Source organism: uncultured Shewanella sp., assembly GCF_947491715.1.
Taxonomy (GTDB): Bacteria; Pseudomonadota; Gammaproteobacteria; order Enterobacterales; family Shewanellaceae; genus Shewanella.
In genome coordinates, this window is record NZ_CANLKR010000014.1 from 1 (window position 1) to 17,305 (window position 17,305).

13 protein-coding genes, 1 tRNA gene and 1 pseudogene are annotated in these 17,305 nt (G+C 39.2%); 5 read left to right on the top strand and 10 right to left on the bottom strand.

What is annotated here, in order from left to right; translation table 11 throughout:
* Nucleotides 1–282: 282 nt before the first annotated feature.
* A complete protein-coding gene (locus Q0779_RS11185; protein WP_298772626.1) occupies nt 283–609 on the bottom strand; it encodes a hypothetical protein in 327 nt (108 codons plus the stop codon).
* Nucleotides 610–765: 156 nt separating this feature from the next.
* The gene (clpB, locus tag Q0779_RS11190; protein ID WP_298772627.1) at nt 766–3,339 is read right to left on the bottom strand and encodes an ATP-dependent chaperone ClpB; all 2,574 of its coding nucleotides are present in this window, start codon (nt 3,337–3,339) and stop codon (nt 766–768) included.
* A gap of 358 nt (nt 3,340–3,697) precedes the next feature.
* Here clpB and Q0779_RS11195 point away from each other — a divergent pair.
* A pseudogene (locus Q0779_RS11195) lies at nt 3,698–3,775 on the top strand (glyoxalase); the annotation flags it as partial.
* A gap of 37 nt (nt 3,776–3,812) precedes the next feature.
* Here Q0779_RS11195 and pgeF read toward each other — a convergent pair.
* On the bottom strand, nt 3,813–4,529 hold the full coding sequence (gene pgeF / locus Q0779_RS11200; protein ID WP_298772629.1) for a peptidoglycan editing factor PgeF: 717 nt from the start codon (nt 4,527–4,529) through the stop codon (nt 3,813–3,815).
* Between the two features lie 12 nt (nt 4,530–4,541).
* Complete coding sequence (gene rluD / locus Q0779_RS11205) at nt 4,542–5,513, bottom strand: 23S rRNA pseudouridine(1911/1915/1917) synthase RluD (protein ID WP_298772631.1); 972 nt, start codon at nt 5,511–5,513, stop codon at nt 4,542–4,544.
* A gap of 122 nt (nt 5,514–5,635) precedes the next feature.
* On the opposite strand from rluD, the gene Q0779_RS11210 reads away from it, so the two are divergent.
* On the top strand, nt 5,636–6,397 hold the full coding sequence (locus Q0779_RS11210) for an outer membrane protein assembly factor BamD (RefSeq protein WP_298772633.1): 762 nt from the start codon (nt 5,636–5,638) through the stop codon (nt 6,395–6,397).
* 171 nt (nt 6,398–6,568) lie between these two features.
* A tRNA-Phe gene (locus tag Q0779_RS11215) sits at nt 6,569–6,644 on the top strand.
* Between the two features lie 130 nt (nt 6,645–6,774).
* Here Q0779_RS11215 and Q0779_RS11220 read toward each other — a convergent pair.
* Entirely contained in the window at nt 6,775–7,215 is a 441-nt protein-coding gene (locus Q0779_RS11220) for a GNAT family N-acetyltransferase (protein WP_298772635.1), read from the bottom strand.
* Between the two features lie 184 nt (nt 7,216–7,399).
* Here Q0779_RS11220 and Q0779_RS11225 point away from each other — a divergent pair, with 184 nt between their 5' ends.
* Both Q0779_RS11225 and Q0779_RS11230 read left to right on the top strand, forming a co-directional pair.
* The gene (locus Q0779_RS11225) at nt 7,400–8,449 is read left to right on the top strand and encodes a hypothetical protein (RefSeq protein ID WP_298772637.1); all 1,050 of its coding nucleotides are present in this window, start codon (nt 7,400–7,402) and stop codon (nt 8,447–8,449) included.
* A 428-nt stretch (nt 8,450–8,877) separates the two neighbouring features.
* A complete protein-coding gene (locus Q0779_RS11230; RefSeq protein ID WP_298772639.1) occupies nt 8,878–9,918 on the top strand; it encodes a hypothetical protein in 1,041 nt (346 codons plus the stop codon).
* Nucleotides 9,919–10,037: 119 nt separating this feature from the next.
* Here the strand turns inward: Q0779_RS11230 and lysS are convergent, their stop codons facing one another.
* The 5 genes from lysS to Q0779_RS11255 form a co-directional block, all read right to left on the bottom strand.
* Nucleotides 10,038–11,540 carry a lysine--tRNA ligase gene (gene lysS / locus Q0779_RS11235; RefSeq protein WP_298772641.1) on the bottom strand — a complete coding sequence of 501 codons (1,503 nt, stop codon included), beginning with the start codon at nt 11,538–11,540 and terminating at the stop codon, nt 10,038–10,040.
* A gap of 120 nt (nt 11,541–11,660) precedes the next feature.
* Nucleotides 11,661–12,759 (bottom strand): peptide chain release factor 2 gene (gene prfB, locus Q0779_RS11240; protein WP_298772643.1). Its coding sequence is split into 2 segments (ribosomal slippage): nt 11,661–12,683 and nt 12,685–12,759, totalling 1,098 coding nucleotides; the frame shifts between segments, so codons are not numbered across the junction.
* 180 nt (nt 12,760–12,939) lie between these two features.
* Nucleotides 12,940–13,389: a MarR family winged helix-turn-helix transcriptional regulator gene (locus Q0779_RS11245; RefSeq protein ID WP_298772644.1), complete on the bottom strand. Its 450-nt coding sequence runs from the start codon at nt 13,387–13,389 to the stop codon at nt 12,940–12,942.
* A gap of 334 nt (nt 13,390–13,723) precedes the next feature.
* Nucleotides 13,724–13,885 (bottom strand): hypothetical protein, encoded by a 162-nt coding sequence (locus Q0779_RS11250; RefSeq protein ID WP_298772645.1) that lies wholly within the window; start codon nt 13,883–13,885, stop codon nt 13,724–13,726.
* 736 nt (nt 13,886–14,621) lie between these two features.
* Nucleotides 14,622–16,982, bottom strand: a complete 2,361-nt coding sequence (locus Q0779_RS11255; protein WP_298772646.1) for a winged helix-turn-helix domain-containing protein — start codon at nt 16,980–16,982, stop codon at nt 14,622–14,624.
* Nucleotides 16,983–17,305: the final 323 nt, after the last annotated feature.

The window sequence follows — 17,305 nt, forward strand, 5'->3', positions numbered from 1 at the left end:
ATCTCTCTAGGAAGCTGCTTTGCCGTGTCAGTGGATGCGCATTATAGGGAGATTTGAAATGAGCGCAAGGGCTTTTTTACATTTAATTTAAAGAACCCCTTTAAGTGCACAACAAACAATCAAAATTGGCATTTTTACATCAACTAGGCACTTAAAAAGGGATTTAAAGCCACATTCTTATGGTTATTAGAACGAATAGGTGCTTTGACGTTATCTAAAAGAGTATAAAGCGATCACACTATTCATTCTAATAGCTTTCATTCTAACGTTCATAAAGAGAAACTAGTTAGCGGGTTCTAAACTAAATAGAGAGTGCGAGATACCATCTTGGCAAATACTCTTTCCTGCATTCCACCCCTTATCAAACTTGCTTAAGCCATCAAGTACAGTATCTTTAGAAAATGACTTCATCAATTCAACATTGCCTTCCTTTGTCGCGACTGCATTTTGGCATCCTCGATAGTATCCATAATGATAAAGGCTCTCATAATCTACATTACCCGCACCAATATAAGGTGCAGAAACCTTAACGCTGCCATATTCAGGCGTTGATGAACACCCCATTATAATAAGAGATAGTAGTGCAACGCCAAGCCATTTAATTTTCATCTTTATTCTCTCCATAATTTAAGACAAACATAAAGTAATAAAACAACTTAAGCATGAGTTCTACTGAGATACAAATTTAAAAGAGAAAAATCCCGTTGATCGAAATGATCAACGGGATATCAATTGCACCATATCTGATGAATGAACAAGCATTCCCTATTGAGTAAACGTCAAACCATTTTCATCAGTATCGATGCGAATTGGATTCGATGGCATCAATTCACCACTCAACAGTTTTTGTGCCAATGGGTTTTCAACTTCCTGTTGCAACGCTCTTTTTAATGGCCTTGCACCATATATGGGATCATAACCCGCTTTTGCAATAAAGAGTAACGCTTCATCAGTAATAGTTAGCTGATACTCTTTTTCAGCCAAACGCTGTTCTAAAGCTTGAACCTGTAAACGTGCAATATGTAATATATGCTCAGTCCCTAAAGGATGGAATACCACTGACTCATCGACCCGATTTAAGAACTCAGGACGAAAGTTTTGTACCACAACCTCCATGACCTTTTCCTTCATCTCATCATATTTAAGTTGATGGAAACCTTCTTGGATCACATCAGAGCCTAAATTAGATGTCATTATCACAACGGTATTTCTGAAATCAACCGTGCGTCCTTGCCCATCCGTTAAACGCCCATCATCTAATACCTGTAATAAAATATTAAAGACATCAGGATGTGCCTTTTCGACTTCATCAAGCAAAATAACAGAATAAGGTTTACGCCTAACAGCCTCTGTTAAATAACCGCCTTCTTCATAACCGATATAACCAGGAGGCGCACCCACTAAACGTGACACTGAGTGTTTTTCCATAAACTCTGACATATCAATTCGCACTAATGCCGATTCTGTATCAAACAAATACTGCGCTAACGCTTTAGATAATTCCGTTTTTCCCACCCCAGTTGGCCCAAGAAATAGAAAGGAACCAATGGGTCTGTTCGGATCTGACAGCCCTGCCCGACTTCGCCTAATGGCATTAGAGACCGCATCGACGGCTTCATCTTGCCCAATGACCTGATCATGTAAAGCAGACTCCATTTGCAATAACTTTTCTTTTTCACCTTCAAGCATTTTCGCAACAGGGATCCCCGTCGCCTTTGAAAGCACATCAGCAATTTCAACCTCAGTGACACGATTACGCAGCAACGTCATTTCTTGCATTTCAGCCTGTGAGGCTAAATCTAATTGCTTTTCTAATTCAGGAATACGGCCATATTGCAATTCTGACATACGTGCTAAATCACCAGCGCGCTGAGCCACTTCTAAATTAAGTCGAGCTTGCTCTAAATCTGACTTAATGTGTTGAGTGCCCGCCAAAGCCGCTTTTTCGGTATGCCAAACTTCATTTAATTCAGCCGCTCGACTCTCCACTTCCACAAGCTCTTGCCGTAAATTGTCCAAACGCTTCACACTCGCTTCGTCTTCTTCTTTACTTAACGCCTGTTCTTCTAACTTTAATTGTATTGCTCGGCGTTCTAATCGATCTAATGGTTCTGGCTTTGAATCGATTTGCATACGAATACTTGAGGCCGCTTCATCAATTAAATCGATAGCTTTATCCGGCAACTTACGGTCTGATATATATCGATGAGACATGCTTGCCGCAGCAACAATCGCTGGATCGGTGATTTCAACATGATGATGCAATTCGTAGCGCTCTTTGAGTCCTCGTAAAATAGCTATGGTGTCTTCTACACTCGGCTCATCGACTAGCACTTTTTGAAAGCGGCGCTCTAAAGCAGGATCTTTTTCAATGTATTGACGATATTCATCTAATGTTGTGGCGCCGACACAATGTAAATCCCCTCTTGCTAAGGCAGGTTTGAGCATATTGCCTGCATCCATTGCTCCATCACTTTTACCGGCACCGACCATAGTATGAAGCTCATCGATGAAGAGAATAACCTGGCCTTCTTCTTGAGATAATTCATGTAACACGGCTTTTAAGCGTTCTTCAAATTCACCTCTATATTTAGCCCCTGCCACTAACGCGCCCATATCTAATGAAAGCACACGTTTATTTTTGATGCCTTCTGGTACCTCATTATTAATAATGCGTTGTGCCAGCCCTTCAACAATCGCAGTTTTTCCCACACCCGGCTCACCAATTAATACGGGATTATTTTTGGTCCGACGTTGTAAGACTTGAATGGTTCGACGAATTTCTTCATCACGACCAATAACGGGGTCAAGTTTTCCTTGCTCGGCGCGTTCCGTTAAATCAACAGTAAATTTATTCAAGGCTTGACGTTGATCCTCTGCATTAGGATCATCAATATTCTGTCCACCACGCATTTGATCTATCGTGCTATTGAGTATTTCAAAAACACCACCGGACTTTTGCAAGGCTTTTGATAATGGATCGCTTGCATCGAGTGCCGCTAACACAAACAACTCGCTGGAAATATATTTGTCTTTACGTTTTTGCGCTAATTTATCGCAATTATTAAGCAGTCTAATTAATCCTTGGGAGAGTTGAACATCAGCATTGGCACCAGAGACTTGCGGTAAACTTTCTAACTCTTGTTCTAATAAAGAACGCAAATTACTCACTTGAATTCCCGCTTGATTCAGTAAACCACTGATAGAGCCGCCATCTTGATTCAGCAATGACATCATTAAATGCACTGGTTCAATAAATTGATGATCTCGGCCTAAAGCCAATGACTGGGCATCGGAAATGGCCGCTTGAAATTTGTTTGTCATACGTTCAGGTCGCATATCCCCTCCAAGCATAAATAGATAAATAATCGTTAATTAAAATATGGGGGAGAATTAGTCAATTTCAAGGGGTGGAGTCCTAAACCCGTGAAACTTCAAGATGCCTGTTTTCAGAGCGCGTAAAAAGTGCCTAATTCAAGGCGTATTCTTTTTAAAAGACAAAGGGGCCGAAATACTTATTGCCTTAATTAAGATGATACAACGTAGAAGTCGGTGCTTTTGCACACTCCCGAAGAGCTGGTTTAAAATTAAATGAATTTGGTTAGAGAAACCATTCTTTATTAGACTGTCATAACCCTGAAAACCCGAAAAGTTCCCCCCCTAAAAGTTGATTGATATGATGCTCAATAAAACTCAAGAAGATCCCTTTGGTAATATTCTTGAAATTTATAGTCACAGCTATGAGCTTCACTACTCTGCTGGTGCTTATAAATAAGGTAGCGTAAAGAAACACCAGCTGATTTTCGGCTGGTTTACTCACTTAACCAAATAAATGAAGCCATACGGCCCGTTATCCCCTCACGGCGATACGAAAAAAACGTCTCAGTATTTAAGTAGGTACACCGCTTATCTTGATAAACTTCAGTCACGCCCGCTTGTTGAAGTCGATAACAGGCTAAACCTTGCAGATCGGCTAAGTATTTGTCATTCACTGGTTTGAAAAAAATGGTACAAGCCGCATCTTTTTCAATAAACTGCTGCCTCACTTCTGAGCCCACCTCAAACACCTTTGGCCCAATACAAGGTCCTAAATAAGCAATCATCTCTGCTTGTTTAAAATGTACTAAAGCCGATTCAATGATCCCATCGCATAAACCTCGCCACCCCGCATGGACCGCAGCCACCTGAGTACCTTGTTTATTACACAATAATACGGGTAAACAATCGGCTGTCATTACCACACATACTTGCTTCATGTCTTGAGTCACTGAGCCATCAGCTTTATGAACTTGAGTATTATCCGCTTCAATGACATCAGTACCATGCACTTGTTCAAGCCAGGCTGGTGTTGAGGTTAATGCTAATTGAGACTGCATTAACCGTCGATTAGTGACCACAGACTTAGGGTCATCACCCACATGGGCACCTAGATTCAAGCTGTCATAAGGCGGCAAGCTAACGCCGCCTAAGCGCGTTGAAAATGCAATGTTGACACTTGGAGGAATAAACCAAGTCGAATTCATTGCCATTATCCTCTCAATTTAAATCACTGATGGGTTTTCTTGCGTATCGAGACGCAGCGCCTGAGTCAATATTTTCATATCTTCAGGGATAGGGGCTTGCCAGCTCATGATTTCACAAGTGAAAGGGTGTGCCAGTTCTAACCGAACCGCATGCAAAGCTTGACGTTTAAAGCCCATGTAGGTCTCAAAAAACTCAGGAGTCACGCCCTTTGGCGGACGAGGTCGGCCACCATAAACAGGATCGCCAACTAACACATGTCCAATATGAGCCATGTGCACACGAATTTGGTGAGTACGACCCGACTCAAGCCTTAATCTTAGGCGGGTATGCGCGCGAAATTTCTCTGCGACTCGATAATGGGTCATCGCAGGTTTGCCATCATACACCACAGCCATATGTGTTCGCTTAGTCGGATGCCTGTCAATCGGCTCATCCACTGTACCACCCGAAATAATGGTACCTTGTACTATAGCCTCATATTCACGAGTAATATCTCTGGCTTGCAAAGCCGCCACTAAATGTGTTTGTGCTTCCACTGTTTTTGCGACCACCATTAAACCCGTGGTATCTTTGTCCAAACGATGCACAATTCCCGCTCTTGGGACTAACTCAATATTAGGGCAATGGTGCAATAACGCATTCAATAAAGTGCCATCGCTATTACCCGCGCCAGGGTGCACCACTAAACCAGCCTGTTTATTAATCACTAAAATATGATCATCTTCATAAACAATATCAAGCTCAATGGCTTGAGCTTCGGCTTTAGTTTCTTCTTCTAATGTGGCTTGAATAACAATCTCTTGCCCTTCTAACACCTTGATTCTAGGCTTGTCTGTTACCACTCCATCCACAAAAACAGCACCCGATAGTATCCATTCTTTGATGCGCGTACGCGAGTAATCGGGGAACAAACTGGCCAAAGTCTGGTCTAGTCTTTGTCCGGTTTGTGTTGATGTTATCTCGCTTTTTAGATTAATCTCTTGTGTCATAGGAACCGTACCCACTTTTTGGGGTCCAAAATTGTTTACTATCTGTTACAATCAAGTCGTTTCTATTTTATCGTGAAATAGAAAAATTCTTAACAATAACTTTAAAAGAATCGAATTCAAGTATGTATAAATTTGCCAAAAGTACTGCCATAGTCCTAATGTCACTGGCCATTGTGGCTTGTAGCAGTAGCCCTAAGGAAGATCTTACGCTGAATAAAACCTCTCCTGAAGAGCTCTATTCTCAAGCAAGAACCTCTATGGAGCTGGGTAATTTCAGCAAAGCCGTACGTTCATTAGAAGCCTTAGATTCACGTTTTCCCTTTGGTCCACATAAAACTCAGGTTCAACTGGATCTTATCTATGCTTATTATAAGCTAAATGACCCTGCTTCAGGCCTAGCGAATATTGATCGCTTTATTCGTTTAAACCCGACTCACAAAGATATCGATTATGTTTATTACATGCGTGGATTAGTCAATATGCAAATTGATGACTATCTATTTCATGACATGCTTAACATCGATAGAAGCGATCGCGATCCAAAACCTGCGCAAGATGCATTCAAAGATTTCGGCAGACTACTTAAGTTATACCCGAATAGCAAGTATGCAGCCGATGCTCAGCAACGAATGATCGCAATAAAAAATCGTTTAGCGCGCTATTCTATCCATGTGGCTCAATATTATTTAAAAATGAATGCATGGAGTGCGGCAGCCAATCGTGCTCAACTGGTACTGGAAACGTATCCGGATACCCCTTCAACAGAGCGCGCATTGGAAATTATGGCACAAGCCTATGGAGAGTTAGGGCAAAGTACATTAAAAGGTAATGCACTATTAGTGCTAGAAAAAAACTTTCCTCATAACGAGCTAGTTGCCCAATAACAGGGTGTTGACTTCAAATTACCATTAAGTCCATCTCAAGATGGGCTTAACCTTTTACTTCTTCAAAAAACTGCCAAATCGAACAAAACCCAACCACTCAACACGTATTTTGGCCTTTTTTTAAAATAATGGTTGACTCTCAGGCTAAAAAGCTTTTAAATTGCGCCCGTTGCCCGAATAGCTCAGTCGGTAGAGCAGAGGATTGAAAATCCTCGTGTCCCTGGTTCGATTCCGGGTTCGGGCACCACTTTTAATTCAATGATGATGTCATGAGTTAAAAAACAAACCTCTTTATTGAGGTTTTTTTATGCCTGTCATTCGGCCATTATTGTCTAACGCTATGCTAATGCCATGAGCTACCGCCGATAGATAACCCCCTATTCACTGCGATAAGCCATTATAATGATATTACGTCCCTGATCACGAAAACGTAAATAACGCTGCTGAACCTCACAGGTAACATCATTGCTATTTACAATATAAAAGCCCAAAGACTCATAGAAAGCATGTAAATAGGCATAAGGAAATACATACGTCTTCTCATCAAACTTTTGAGAGAGTAATTTCAATAAACGACGTGCCACTCCCATATTCTGATGTGCTGGCGCAACGGCCACACCCGAGAGCAATCTATAATTGCCACAGCCTCTGATATACCCACAAGCAACCAGCTCACTTTGTTCAAAGCGCACAACAGCACAGTGCTCAAATCGTTTTGCTTTCCCTCGAAAACCATGAGTGCGATAAAACTTATTCGCTAAGGGGATTTCAAGATCTGTTAACCATTGTGCTTGATAACGACACAAGCCTGCTTTCACCTAGCCCTCCTCACTTTTGTACTAACACCTTAACGCTAACACTTTTGTTTTAATGGGCTATAATTTTACATCTCTCCCAGTAAAAATAAAAAGTTAAAATAAAAAGTTAAAATAAAAAATAAGATAACGCATTTTTACACAATGAGAGTAACTATTTAACTCGGCACCATAAGGACATGGCACAATGAAATTATTAACTTTTGTAGTACTCCTCTTTATCTCACTAAATAGCTATGCCAACGTTAAAGGCGAAGACTTAATCTACGCACAATTACTCTCTGATCCACACTTATCTAATATCAAACTGGGTGCGAAGGCCATGCACCATGAATTACCTAATAATCAAGTGCTCTGGGATTTTACGGCTTATACATTATGGAAAACAATCAATAATGCCGACTCAGAACATGATGAATTTGATGATACCAACGCTTGGCTCATTAAAGCCCTCACTGAATACAAGAGCCCCAGATATCGCGTATTATTAGTCGAACTTAATACCCAAAAACAATCGAGTAAAATAAAGCGTTACTTAAAAAAGGCACTCAAGTCACTTCCTAAAAACTCTCAACACTCTTTTGATATTCAAACTTACGAAGCTATCGATATCAGCGCGATTCAACCTCAACAACATGCGACAAAAGCGCTTTTTCAACAATTACAATTGGGAAGCACACTTGATATTGTCTTAAAAACACTTGGAGATCCCAATGATGTCGGTCAATATCTCAACCATAAATTTCGTTTTTTCATTGGCGGTCAAACATTTCAAAACCTTCGTTTAACCTATAGTAATATTGGATCCATGGAACTCAGGTATGATGCAAATAAATGGGTTGTCGATAAAAAATCTTTACAAGCTAACCATAGCCTGATGGATATTCCTCCTCAATACCAAGATCTCGTTTCAAGGCTGATCAGTAACGATGCACCACAAATTAAAGCAGCGGCCAGAGAAGCCATGCAACTTCCCTTGTCTGATGAACAGTCACTCGATGTACTTGCTCAATACCTGTGGAACAATAGAACAACCCAAGATAAATATATGGCAGACTCGATGGCTTGGTTATGCAAAGTATTAGGACACAGCAATAATGGCCGCTATAAAGCCTTCTTGGAAATGTTAGCCACCAGTGATGCCCATGAGAAAATTGCCCACTACGCAGAAGGTTCAGCAGAAAACCTATTATCTCAAGTCAATGGCTTTACCCCTGAGTTGAAGACCCGCTCTTAGCAATAAAACGATGACACCCTATACCCGTGATACCTGAAGATGCATGTTTTCAGAGCCTGTAAAAGTGCCTAATTCAAGGCGTATTATTGCAAGAATGCTTATTGCCTTTTAAGGTGATACAACGCAGAAGTAGGTGATTTTACAGACTCCCAAAGGGCTGGTTTAAAAGCCTTTTATACTGCGTTATTGAACATCAGCTTAGAATGACTAGGCACGCTGTTCAATGCCTTGCCTAAAAGGCTTTTAATTCCAGCTGAATCCTGCATCTTCAGGTATCACGGGTATAAACAGCGACCCTATTATTAATAAGACTCTGATTAAGTTGATTATTAAATAGAATTAAGACATTATAGCCCCTTTCTAAATGTAAGATAAACAATAATAAAAAAATACACAAATGGGAATTTTGTGTATACGGAGATTCATTCATGAAAATAGGGACTATTTTCTTATCTGCTTTACTCACTTTGCTTTCTTTTAATAGCTACGCCACCTTTAAAAATGAACAGCTCATTTATGCAAGACTACTACAAAGTCCAAACCTCGCAGAAGTTAAACTGGGTGCAAAAGCCATGCACCATGAGCTGCCTGATAACCCCGAACTTTGGGACTTCATGGCATACACTTTATGGACAATAAATGCCAATGCAGATCGTAAACATGATGAATTTGATGATACCAATGCTTGGCTCATCAAAGCATTCACTGAATACAATCATTCTGAATACAGACATTTTCTCGTACAGTTACTCAATCAAAAACAGCCAAAAAAAATTAAACGGTATTTGAAAAAAGCACTCAGAAATATTGACAAAAATACGGGATCATCTTTTAAAGCTGATGAGTACAAAGTACAAACTCTGACATTTGTTCCAAATAAGTTAGCCAATTTGGAAAAGTTTGAACAAATAAATCTTGGCAGCACATTAGAACACGTTGTTGATATACTGGGTCAACCCGATGGCGTTGGTCAATACTTACATTACAAACGCCGTATATTTATCGGCACTCAAACATTTCAAAACTTGCGTATTATGTATACAGATTTGGGTTCAATGGAACTCAGATATGATGAAAACAAGTGGGTCTTAGACAAAAAGTCATTTCAATCTACACAAAATATAGCCAATGTTGATCCTCAGTTTCAAGATCTACTCTCGCGTTTAATCAGCAATGATGCACCTCAAATAAAAGCTGCCGCAAGAGAAGCCATTCAACTCCCTTTAACTCAATCTCATGTTCTCGATCATGTGGCTCAATATATATGGGATAATAAGAATACTGATGATCGTTACTTAGCAGACTCACTGGCTTGGCTATGTAAAGTGCTCGGCCGAAGTCAAAACGGTAGATATAAAGTGTTTATGGAAACCTTAGCAAACAGTGATGCCCATAAGAAAATCATTAAATATGCTAGAGGACCAGCTAAGAACTTGCCTTTAGTGGATAATAAATTTACCCCCAGTTAATCCACCCTTTAAAATTGACAATAAAAAACCAGCAATTAAGCTGGTTTTTTATTGTCTCAGTGATGATTACTTGACGATTAAAAGCGAATTTATATCATCCAATAATCTTACCCTCAGCATTAGCCTTGTGGGCGCATCGCAGGGAATAAAATCACATCACGAATAGTATGCGTATTAGTAAATAACATCACCAAACGGTCAATACCAATCCCTTGACCTGCTGTGGGCGGCAAACCATGCTCAAGGGCCGTAATGTAATCGGCATCATAAAACATGGCTTCATCATCACCAGCATCTTTGGCATCCACTTGTGCTTTAAAGCGATTATCTTGATCTTCTGCATCGTTAAGCTCAGAGAAGCCATTTGCCACTTCACGGCCACCAATAAAGAATTCAAATCTGTCTGTAATAAAGTGATTATCATCATTACGACGCGCTAGTGGTGAAATATCAGCAGGATAACCGGTAATGAAGGTAGGCTGCATCAATTGCGGCTCAGCAGTTTCACCAAAGATTTCTTCCAATAGCTGACCACAAGTCCAGAACTTCTCTATGGTCATGCCCAAATCTTTCGCTAAATTACGCATAAACTCAACATCTTTCACTTCTTCATAGGTCATAGACTGAATAGTGGCATTGTCAGGATTATACAGCTTAACCGCATCTAACATACTAAGACGTGCATAGGGGCCGCCAAAGTCAATCGTATGTTCGCCATAAGGCAATTTAGATGAACCACAAAGATCCGTTGCAATAGAACTTAACATTTCTTCGGTTAAATCCATTAAGTCTTTGTAGTCGGCATAGGCCATATAGAATTCCATCATAGTGAATTCTGGATTATGGCGTGGCGATAAACCTTCATTACGGAAGTTACGGTTGATTTCAAACACGCGCTCAAAACCACCCACCACCAAACGCTTTAAGTAAAGCTCAGGGGCGATCCGCAGGTACATTTGAATATCAAGAGCATTATGATGCGTTTCAAATGGACGAGCCGATGCGCCACCAGGAATGGTGTGCATCATCGGTGTTTCCACTTCCATGAACTCTTTCTTCACCATGAAGTTGCGAATCGCCGATACGACTTTCGAGCGCATGATAAACGCCTCACGGGACTCTTCATTGACGATCAAATCAACATAACGCTGGCGGTAACGGGTTTCTTGATCCGTTAATCCATGGAATTTTTCAGGTAATGGACGTAATGCTTTAGTCAATAATTGGTACGCTTCCATATTGACATAAAGATCGCCTTTACCCGATAAATGCAGCTGACCTGTGACACCAATAATATCACCAATATCTAGCCCTTGAAATTTGGCTTTTAACGCTTTTTGCACGTCTTTAGCTGCATAAGCTTGAATGCGGCCACTCACATCTTGCAAAACAAGAAATGGTCCACGTTTAGCCATCACACGGCCTGCGATGCTGACTTGATGACCTAATGCTTCTAGCTCTTCCTTGGTGTTGCTTCCAAACTCAGCCTGTAAATCCGCGGCTTTGTGTTTTCGCTCAAAATTATTTGGGTGACCATTGGCAGGACATTGAGTGCGAATGTGCTCAAGTTTGGCACGACGCTCAGCAATTAACTTATTCTCATCTTGTACTTGTTCAGTCATCTTCTTATCTCGTCAATGTTACAGATCACACCATATCAATGGATCAGGATTTACTTTTTTTACTACAACTCAAGGAAGTGCAGCGATAAGACCTCTATAATTAACACCTATGGTTAACGCTTAAAGGCCTGATTTTAGACTTGCTTCAATAAACTTATCTAAATCACCATCGAGTACACTTTGGGTGTTACGGTTCTCGACACCGGTTCTTAAATCTTTAATACGCGCATCATCTAACACGTATGAACGAATTTGACTGCCCCAGCCGATATCGGATTTTGCATCTTCTGCCGCTTGTTTATCGGCATTTTGTTTCAGCATTTCTAATTCAAACAGCTTGGCTTTCAATTGCTTCATGGCCGAATCACGATTTTTATGTTGTGAGCGATCATTTTGGCATTGCACCACAGTATTGGTGGGTACATGGGTAATACGAATGGCCGATTCTGTTTTGTTTACGTGCTGACCACCGGCGCCTGATGCGCGATAGGTATCAATTCTTAAATCGGCTGGATTGATATCAATTTCAATGGAATCATCAATTTCTGGGTACACAAAAACAGAACAAAAAGAAGTATGGCGCCTACCCGTTGAATCAAATGGTGATTTACGGACTAAACGATGCACCCCAGTTTCTGTTCTGAGCCAACCAAAGGCATATTCCCCCGTAAACTTAATGGTGGCACCTTTAATGCCTGCCACATCACCATCAGTCACTTCAATTAATTCAGGTTTAAAGCCGTGCGCTTCTCCCCACCGTAGGAACATGCGCAGCACCATATTAGCCCAATCTTGCGCTTCTGTTCCACCAGATCCCGATTGAATATCTAAATAGCAATCGGCTAAATCATGGGGACCTGAAAACATACGGCGAAATTCAAGCTCTTCGAGACGTTTTTCAAGCTCGTCAAGTTCCAAGCTTGCATCATTGAAGGTTTCTTCATCTTCTTCTTCAACCGCCAGCTCAACTAAATCTTCAACATCGACAAGACCCGAGTCCATATCATCGATGGTTTTCACTACCGCCTCTAATGCCGAACGCTCTTTTCCTAACGCTTGCGCATTATTCGGATCGTTCCACACTTCAGCGCTTTCAAGCTCACGACTGACTTCTTCTAGACGCTCTTTTTTTGCATCGTAGTCAAAGATACCCCCGAAGCAATATGGTTCGATCCGCGAGTTCTTTGACTTTAAATTTTATCGGGTTCACTTCAAACATGGATTAGTCTACTTTAATTGTTAGGTTACACGGATAGAAAACCGCCTATTTTAACCTAAGCGGATCATTAAACCTAGCGGGGAAGGAAAGAAATAAAGAATAGTTTTAAGGAAAAAGCTGACATCTCTTACCCGTGATACTTGAAGATACAGGATTCAAACTGACTTTATTAACGATTAGTTACGGGTTATCCGCTAACACTTGGTGAAGCTTATCGCATGCTTGCTTAAAAGCGGCTAAATCCATCTCCAAACCTTGAACTTTACATTTCATCATCTCTGGCACAGACTGAGCTTGAACTTTTAACAAACAGCCTTGTTCGGTCAAATTAAGCACTCGCATACGTTCGTCTTCAATGCTACGCCCACGGCTCACTAATCCCTTACCTTCTAGTCGTTTAAGCAGGGGCGTTAAGGTCCCCGAGTCTAAGTGCAATTTCTCACCTAAGGTTTTGACGCTGATCCCATCATGCTCCCAAAGTACTAACATGACGAGATATTGAGAATAAGTCAGATCCAGTTTGTCCAATAAAGGTCGATATGCCCTTATCATTGCATTTGAGGCACTGTAGAGAGAAAAACAAATTTGGTTATTCAAACTAAGCTGCTCATTATTTGTTATTTGAGACATGCGCCCTCCTTTAATCATAAACATTCCTAATATGATTGCGCACAATCTAGTTCACTTCAAGATAAAAAGCATGTTGACTTAAGCACAGAAACAACCGTTTTCATTCAAGAACCACGTTAAACCGAACAAACAGCAGCATGGAAAAGCCTGATCGAATCAGTGTTCACAGCCTATGGAAATGGCACATCAATGAAGTAAAAAAGAGAAAATAGAAACAACAAGAGAGGGCGCTGCCCAAAACGGGCAGCTAAAAACAACGCTAGCACAACATATCAACTTACAAAAAAACTATATCATTTAATCTACTAAAAATAGACATTGACTATTTAATCATCTACTCTTCTACTTGGCAAAGAGGTGTTCCCGGACAATAATCAGGCATGTCATCAATAGATGTTTTTTTCGCCATAGGGATCGCTACAGTAGTAGAGCAAAATAAGCCAGCAGCCATCAATACTGTCATCTTTTTTATTAATAATAAAAATGTCATTCTCATATCGAATATCCTTTTTTTGTTATTACTTTTTCTGTCTTTAATTAAAAACGAGTCAGAATTTCAATAAAAATGTCTCAACTCATGGACTCGAATAACTCACTCTAAAAGAAAAAGTCTCTAGAAGATAAGTGCTCATTCAATGGCATTACTATCCGGCCAATCAGTTAACAAGACAATAACTTTTAGCGTGCTATTTCATGTATTATTCGCCTGCAAGCTAAAATCACAGAACTAACACGATAAAAACACAAAAAATAACAGGCCACCTATAACACCTCAATTAAAAATTGAGTGCATAGCGATACTGACACAAGCAATTTAGTCAGCATGAGTGAAATACTCGATGGATGTCATATAGCAAAGGTAAATAAGACTCAACTTACTAAATGTATGAGTTAGTCGTGGAAATATACAAGATTAGCATTGTCTACTGCCATAATAAAAAATGACAAATATTGTCAGTATAAATTAGGACGTTTATTAAAAATGACCAAATAGGAAGTAAACGAATGACAGGAAAATGGCAAGTCATTGCCAAGTAGTATCTGGTTATAAACGAATATTTCAACTCGCATCAATAAAGAATATTATGAATGCCCTTGGCTAATTCAACTCGCAAGTGCAGCCTAACGTTACTTCAATCTAACACTAGGCTGCATCTCTTACTACTCTAGAAAAACAGCCATGAGTGATTAATGCTTTAACTAATATATTCTTACATTCTAACGATATCAATTTAAAAAATAAATCGTTTTACATCAAATTGATAAAGTTCAGAATTTCTCTTTCTTGAGTTATACCAAAGCCGCCCCGCTTCTTGATTAATAGCCATATTGAACGTTATCGGTAAAAAATCAAACTCTTTTTGCTCATGTTTAAAGGTCGCTAGATTCAGCTCATTAAAAGTGACTTTAGTATAATCAGTATCCTGCCAATACAAATAATCATCCATGATAAAGACTAAATTATATAACTCTTTGTTTAACTTGTAACCTAATGCTTGTTGTTGGCCGTTTTGCGCTAAAATAAGTTCAAAATCATCATTCACCAATACATAACCCTCTCGATATTCGATGGCATCTTGGTAACCATTAAACAGCTCTGTTATGTCACCTGTAGCAATATCAAAGCGGTTCACCACCCAAGTATCATATTGTTTAACGCCGTAAATAATTGCCGTTTCATCTTTAGAAAAACGCGCATAACTGATAACACTCTGTTTAGTTGATAAAAATTGTTTATCTCCTGAACTCAAAGTTAAAAAGACTAAACGTTTATCTTCTTTGTAGAGAATTTTATCCCCATCACGACTGGAATATAAAAACCTAAGCTTATCTTTAACTTTTACTAACTCTGTATGCTTATTGGTCTTATAATCGAATTGACTGAGCACATAATGGGTTGCTGTTATACCAGTAAAAAAAGCCTTATCCTTATTGTTTTGTCCACCCATCAAGGTTAAATCCAGATCATCTTCAATAATATTATCTGTCACAAACTCGCTAAAGGGCAAGGTTTTAGACACAAAGCGATTATCACTGCTCTGTCGACGCAATAAATATAAATGTTCATTACTCTTAGCCAGTTCTAGAGCACGAAAGTCAAAATCATCATTAAACACTTTTACTGTATCTGTCGTAATATCGAGACTAAAGATCCCTTTAATCGCTAATACGGCTAACATACGCTCATTGAGCCATTCAATATAGTAGATTTTATTTTTAAACCAGCGCCGATAAATCACCTTATTTAGCGGTAAGTCAATAATGCGTATTTCATATTGATTATTTCCTAGATCCAGTCTTAGCACGGCTAATTGCTGACCATCATTAGAAAATTGCATTCTAAAATCCTTGAAGTTGTCAGACACTTTCTCTGTTACCGATACTATTTCTTTGGAAGTTAAATCATAGCTGTAACCCGATACACCATCACCTTTATTAGGCTCTCCAGTAAAGTATATTTTATCCTCAATGATAGGCGAAAAGCTTAAATCATATAAGCCAGAATAACCTTCAATTAATGTACGACGGGCATGCTCGTTAGATGCTAAATCAAATTCAATTAAGGATGAACTGCCTTCAACATGATCAATATAATAAAACTTATCACCGACTTTATTAAAGGTTAAAGATAAAGGAAAAGTGACATTTTGCACCAGTTGCGTGACTTTATTATTGGCCATGTCTTTCAAAAATATTTGATAGCCCACACCTTCATCCAATTTCATGGCAAAAGCGGTTAACTGCTTATCATCATGGACGGCAATGCCAATTTTGTCCCCAGTGAGTGTTTTTAAAAGATTACTCTCATTCATCACCAGAGGTGCTTGCTCATCAGTGCTTTTTTTGTGGTTCTCACCACTTGTGATACTTGACTCTAATGCATTGACTTCTGAACTTAATTGGCTATCGGGAGTAATATTAATGTCATAAAAATAAACCAGGTAACTGAGCCCCAGAATAAACACAACCAAGCTCGATACTAATGCAGTCAATTGAAATGATGTTAACCTGTGCCAAAAAGGCAAATGATGAGTCTGGTTGTTTATTTGAGCCTTGTCGCCCTTTAATTGATCATCATGGCTATTAGCCTGACTCGATTGGGGGTTATTCACACTACTTGTAATGTCAGTACTCTGAGAATGCTGACTTAAAGAAGCACTATTTGAGATCGGTTCTAAAGAAGGTTGTACTAAAACATTGTTAGCTGAATTTATCTCATCTCTATTGGCGTCTAAATAATCCGAAACAAGCAGATCAGGAATAGGAGGAATACTTTTAATGGCTTTCTTATTTAAATCCACATGGCAAATTAAACGGTAACCCCGTTTAGAAAGTGATTTTATATATTTAGGCTCATTATGATTATCATCAAATAACAATCGCAATTTACTGATTATTTTTCGAACAGCTGCGTCTGAGACAAAACGCCCTTTCCAAACATTTTCATGAAGCTCAGTAATGGATATATGTCTTTGCCTATTTTCAACCAGATACATGAGTACATCATAAACTTTAGGTTCTATCGCTTTTTCTTCATCACCACAATGAAGCAGCATGGTTTCTCGATCTAAAAAATAATCGCCTAATTGCATCCCTGTACCTCAAAATTATACCCAAAATAAGCAGTGCCTCTATGGTTTAGTCGCATATCAAAGCACAAAATGCTATTTTTTTCAATTATCTAAAATTAAAACTTATCGTTATAATGATACGCATCAAAATTATACACTTTTATATAGCTAAAAAGAATAAGTAATTCGTTTAATAAACGAATGCAAGTTAAAAATATAATAAAAGTAAGTAAATAAGAGAAGAATTTTTATTTATCTTCGATTCATCGATTAATATATCATTACCTATTAGACTTCATTTCCTATATTCTTAAGCGCTAAATTGATTAAGTCAGCAATCGACT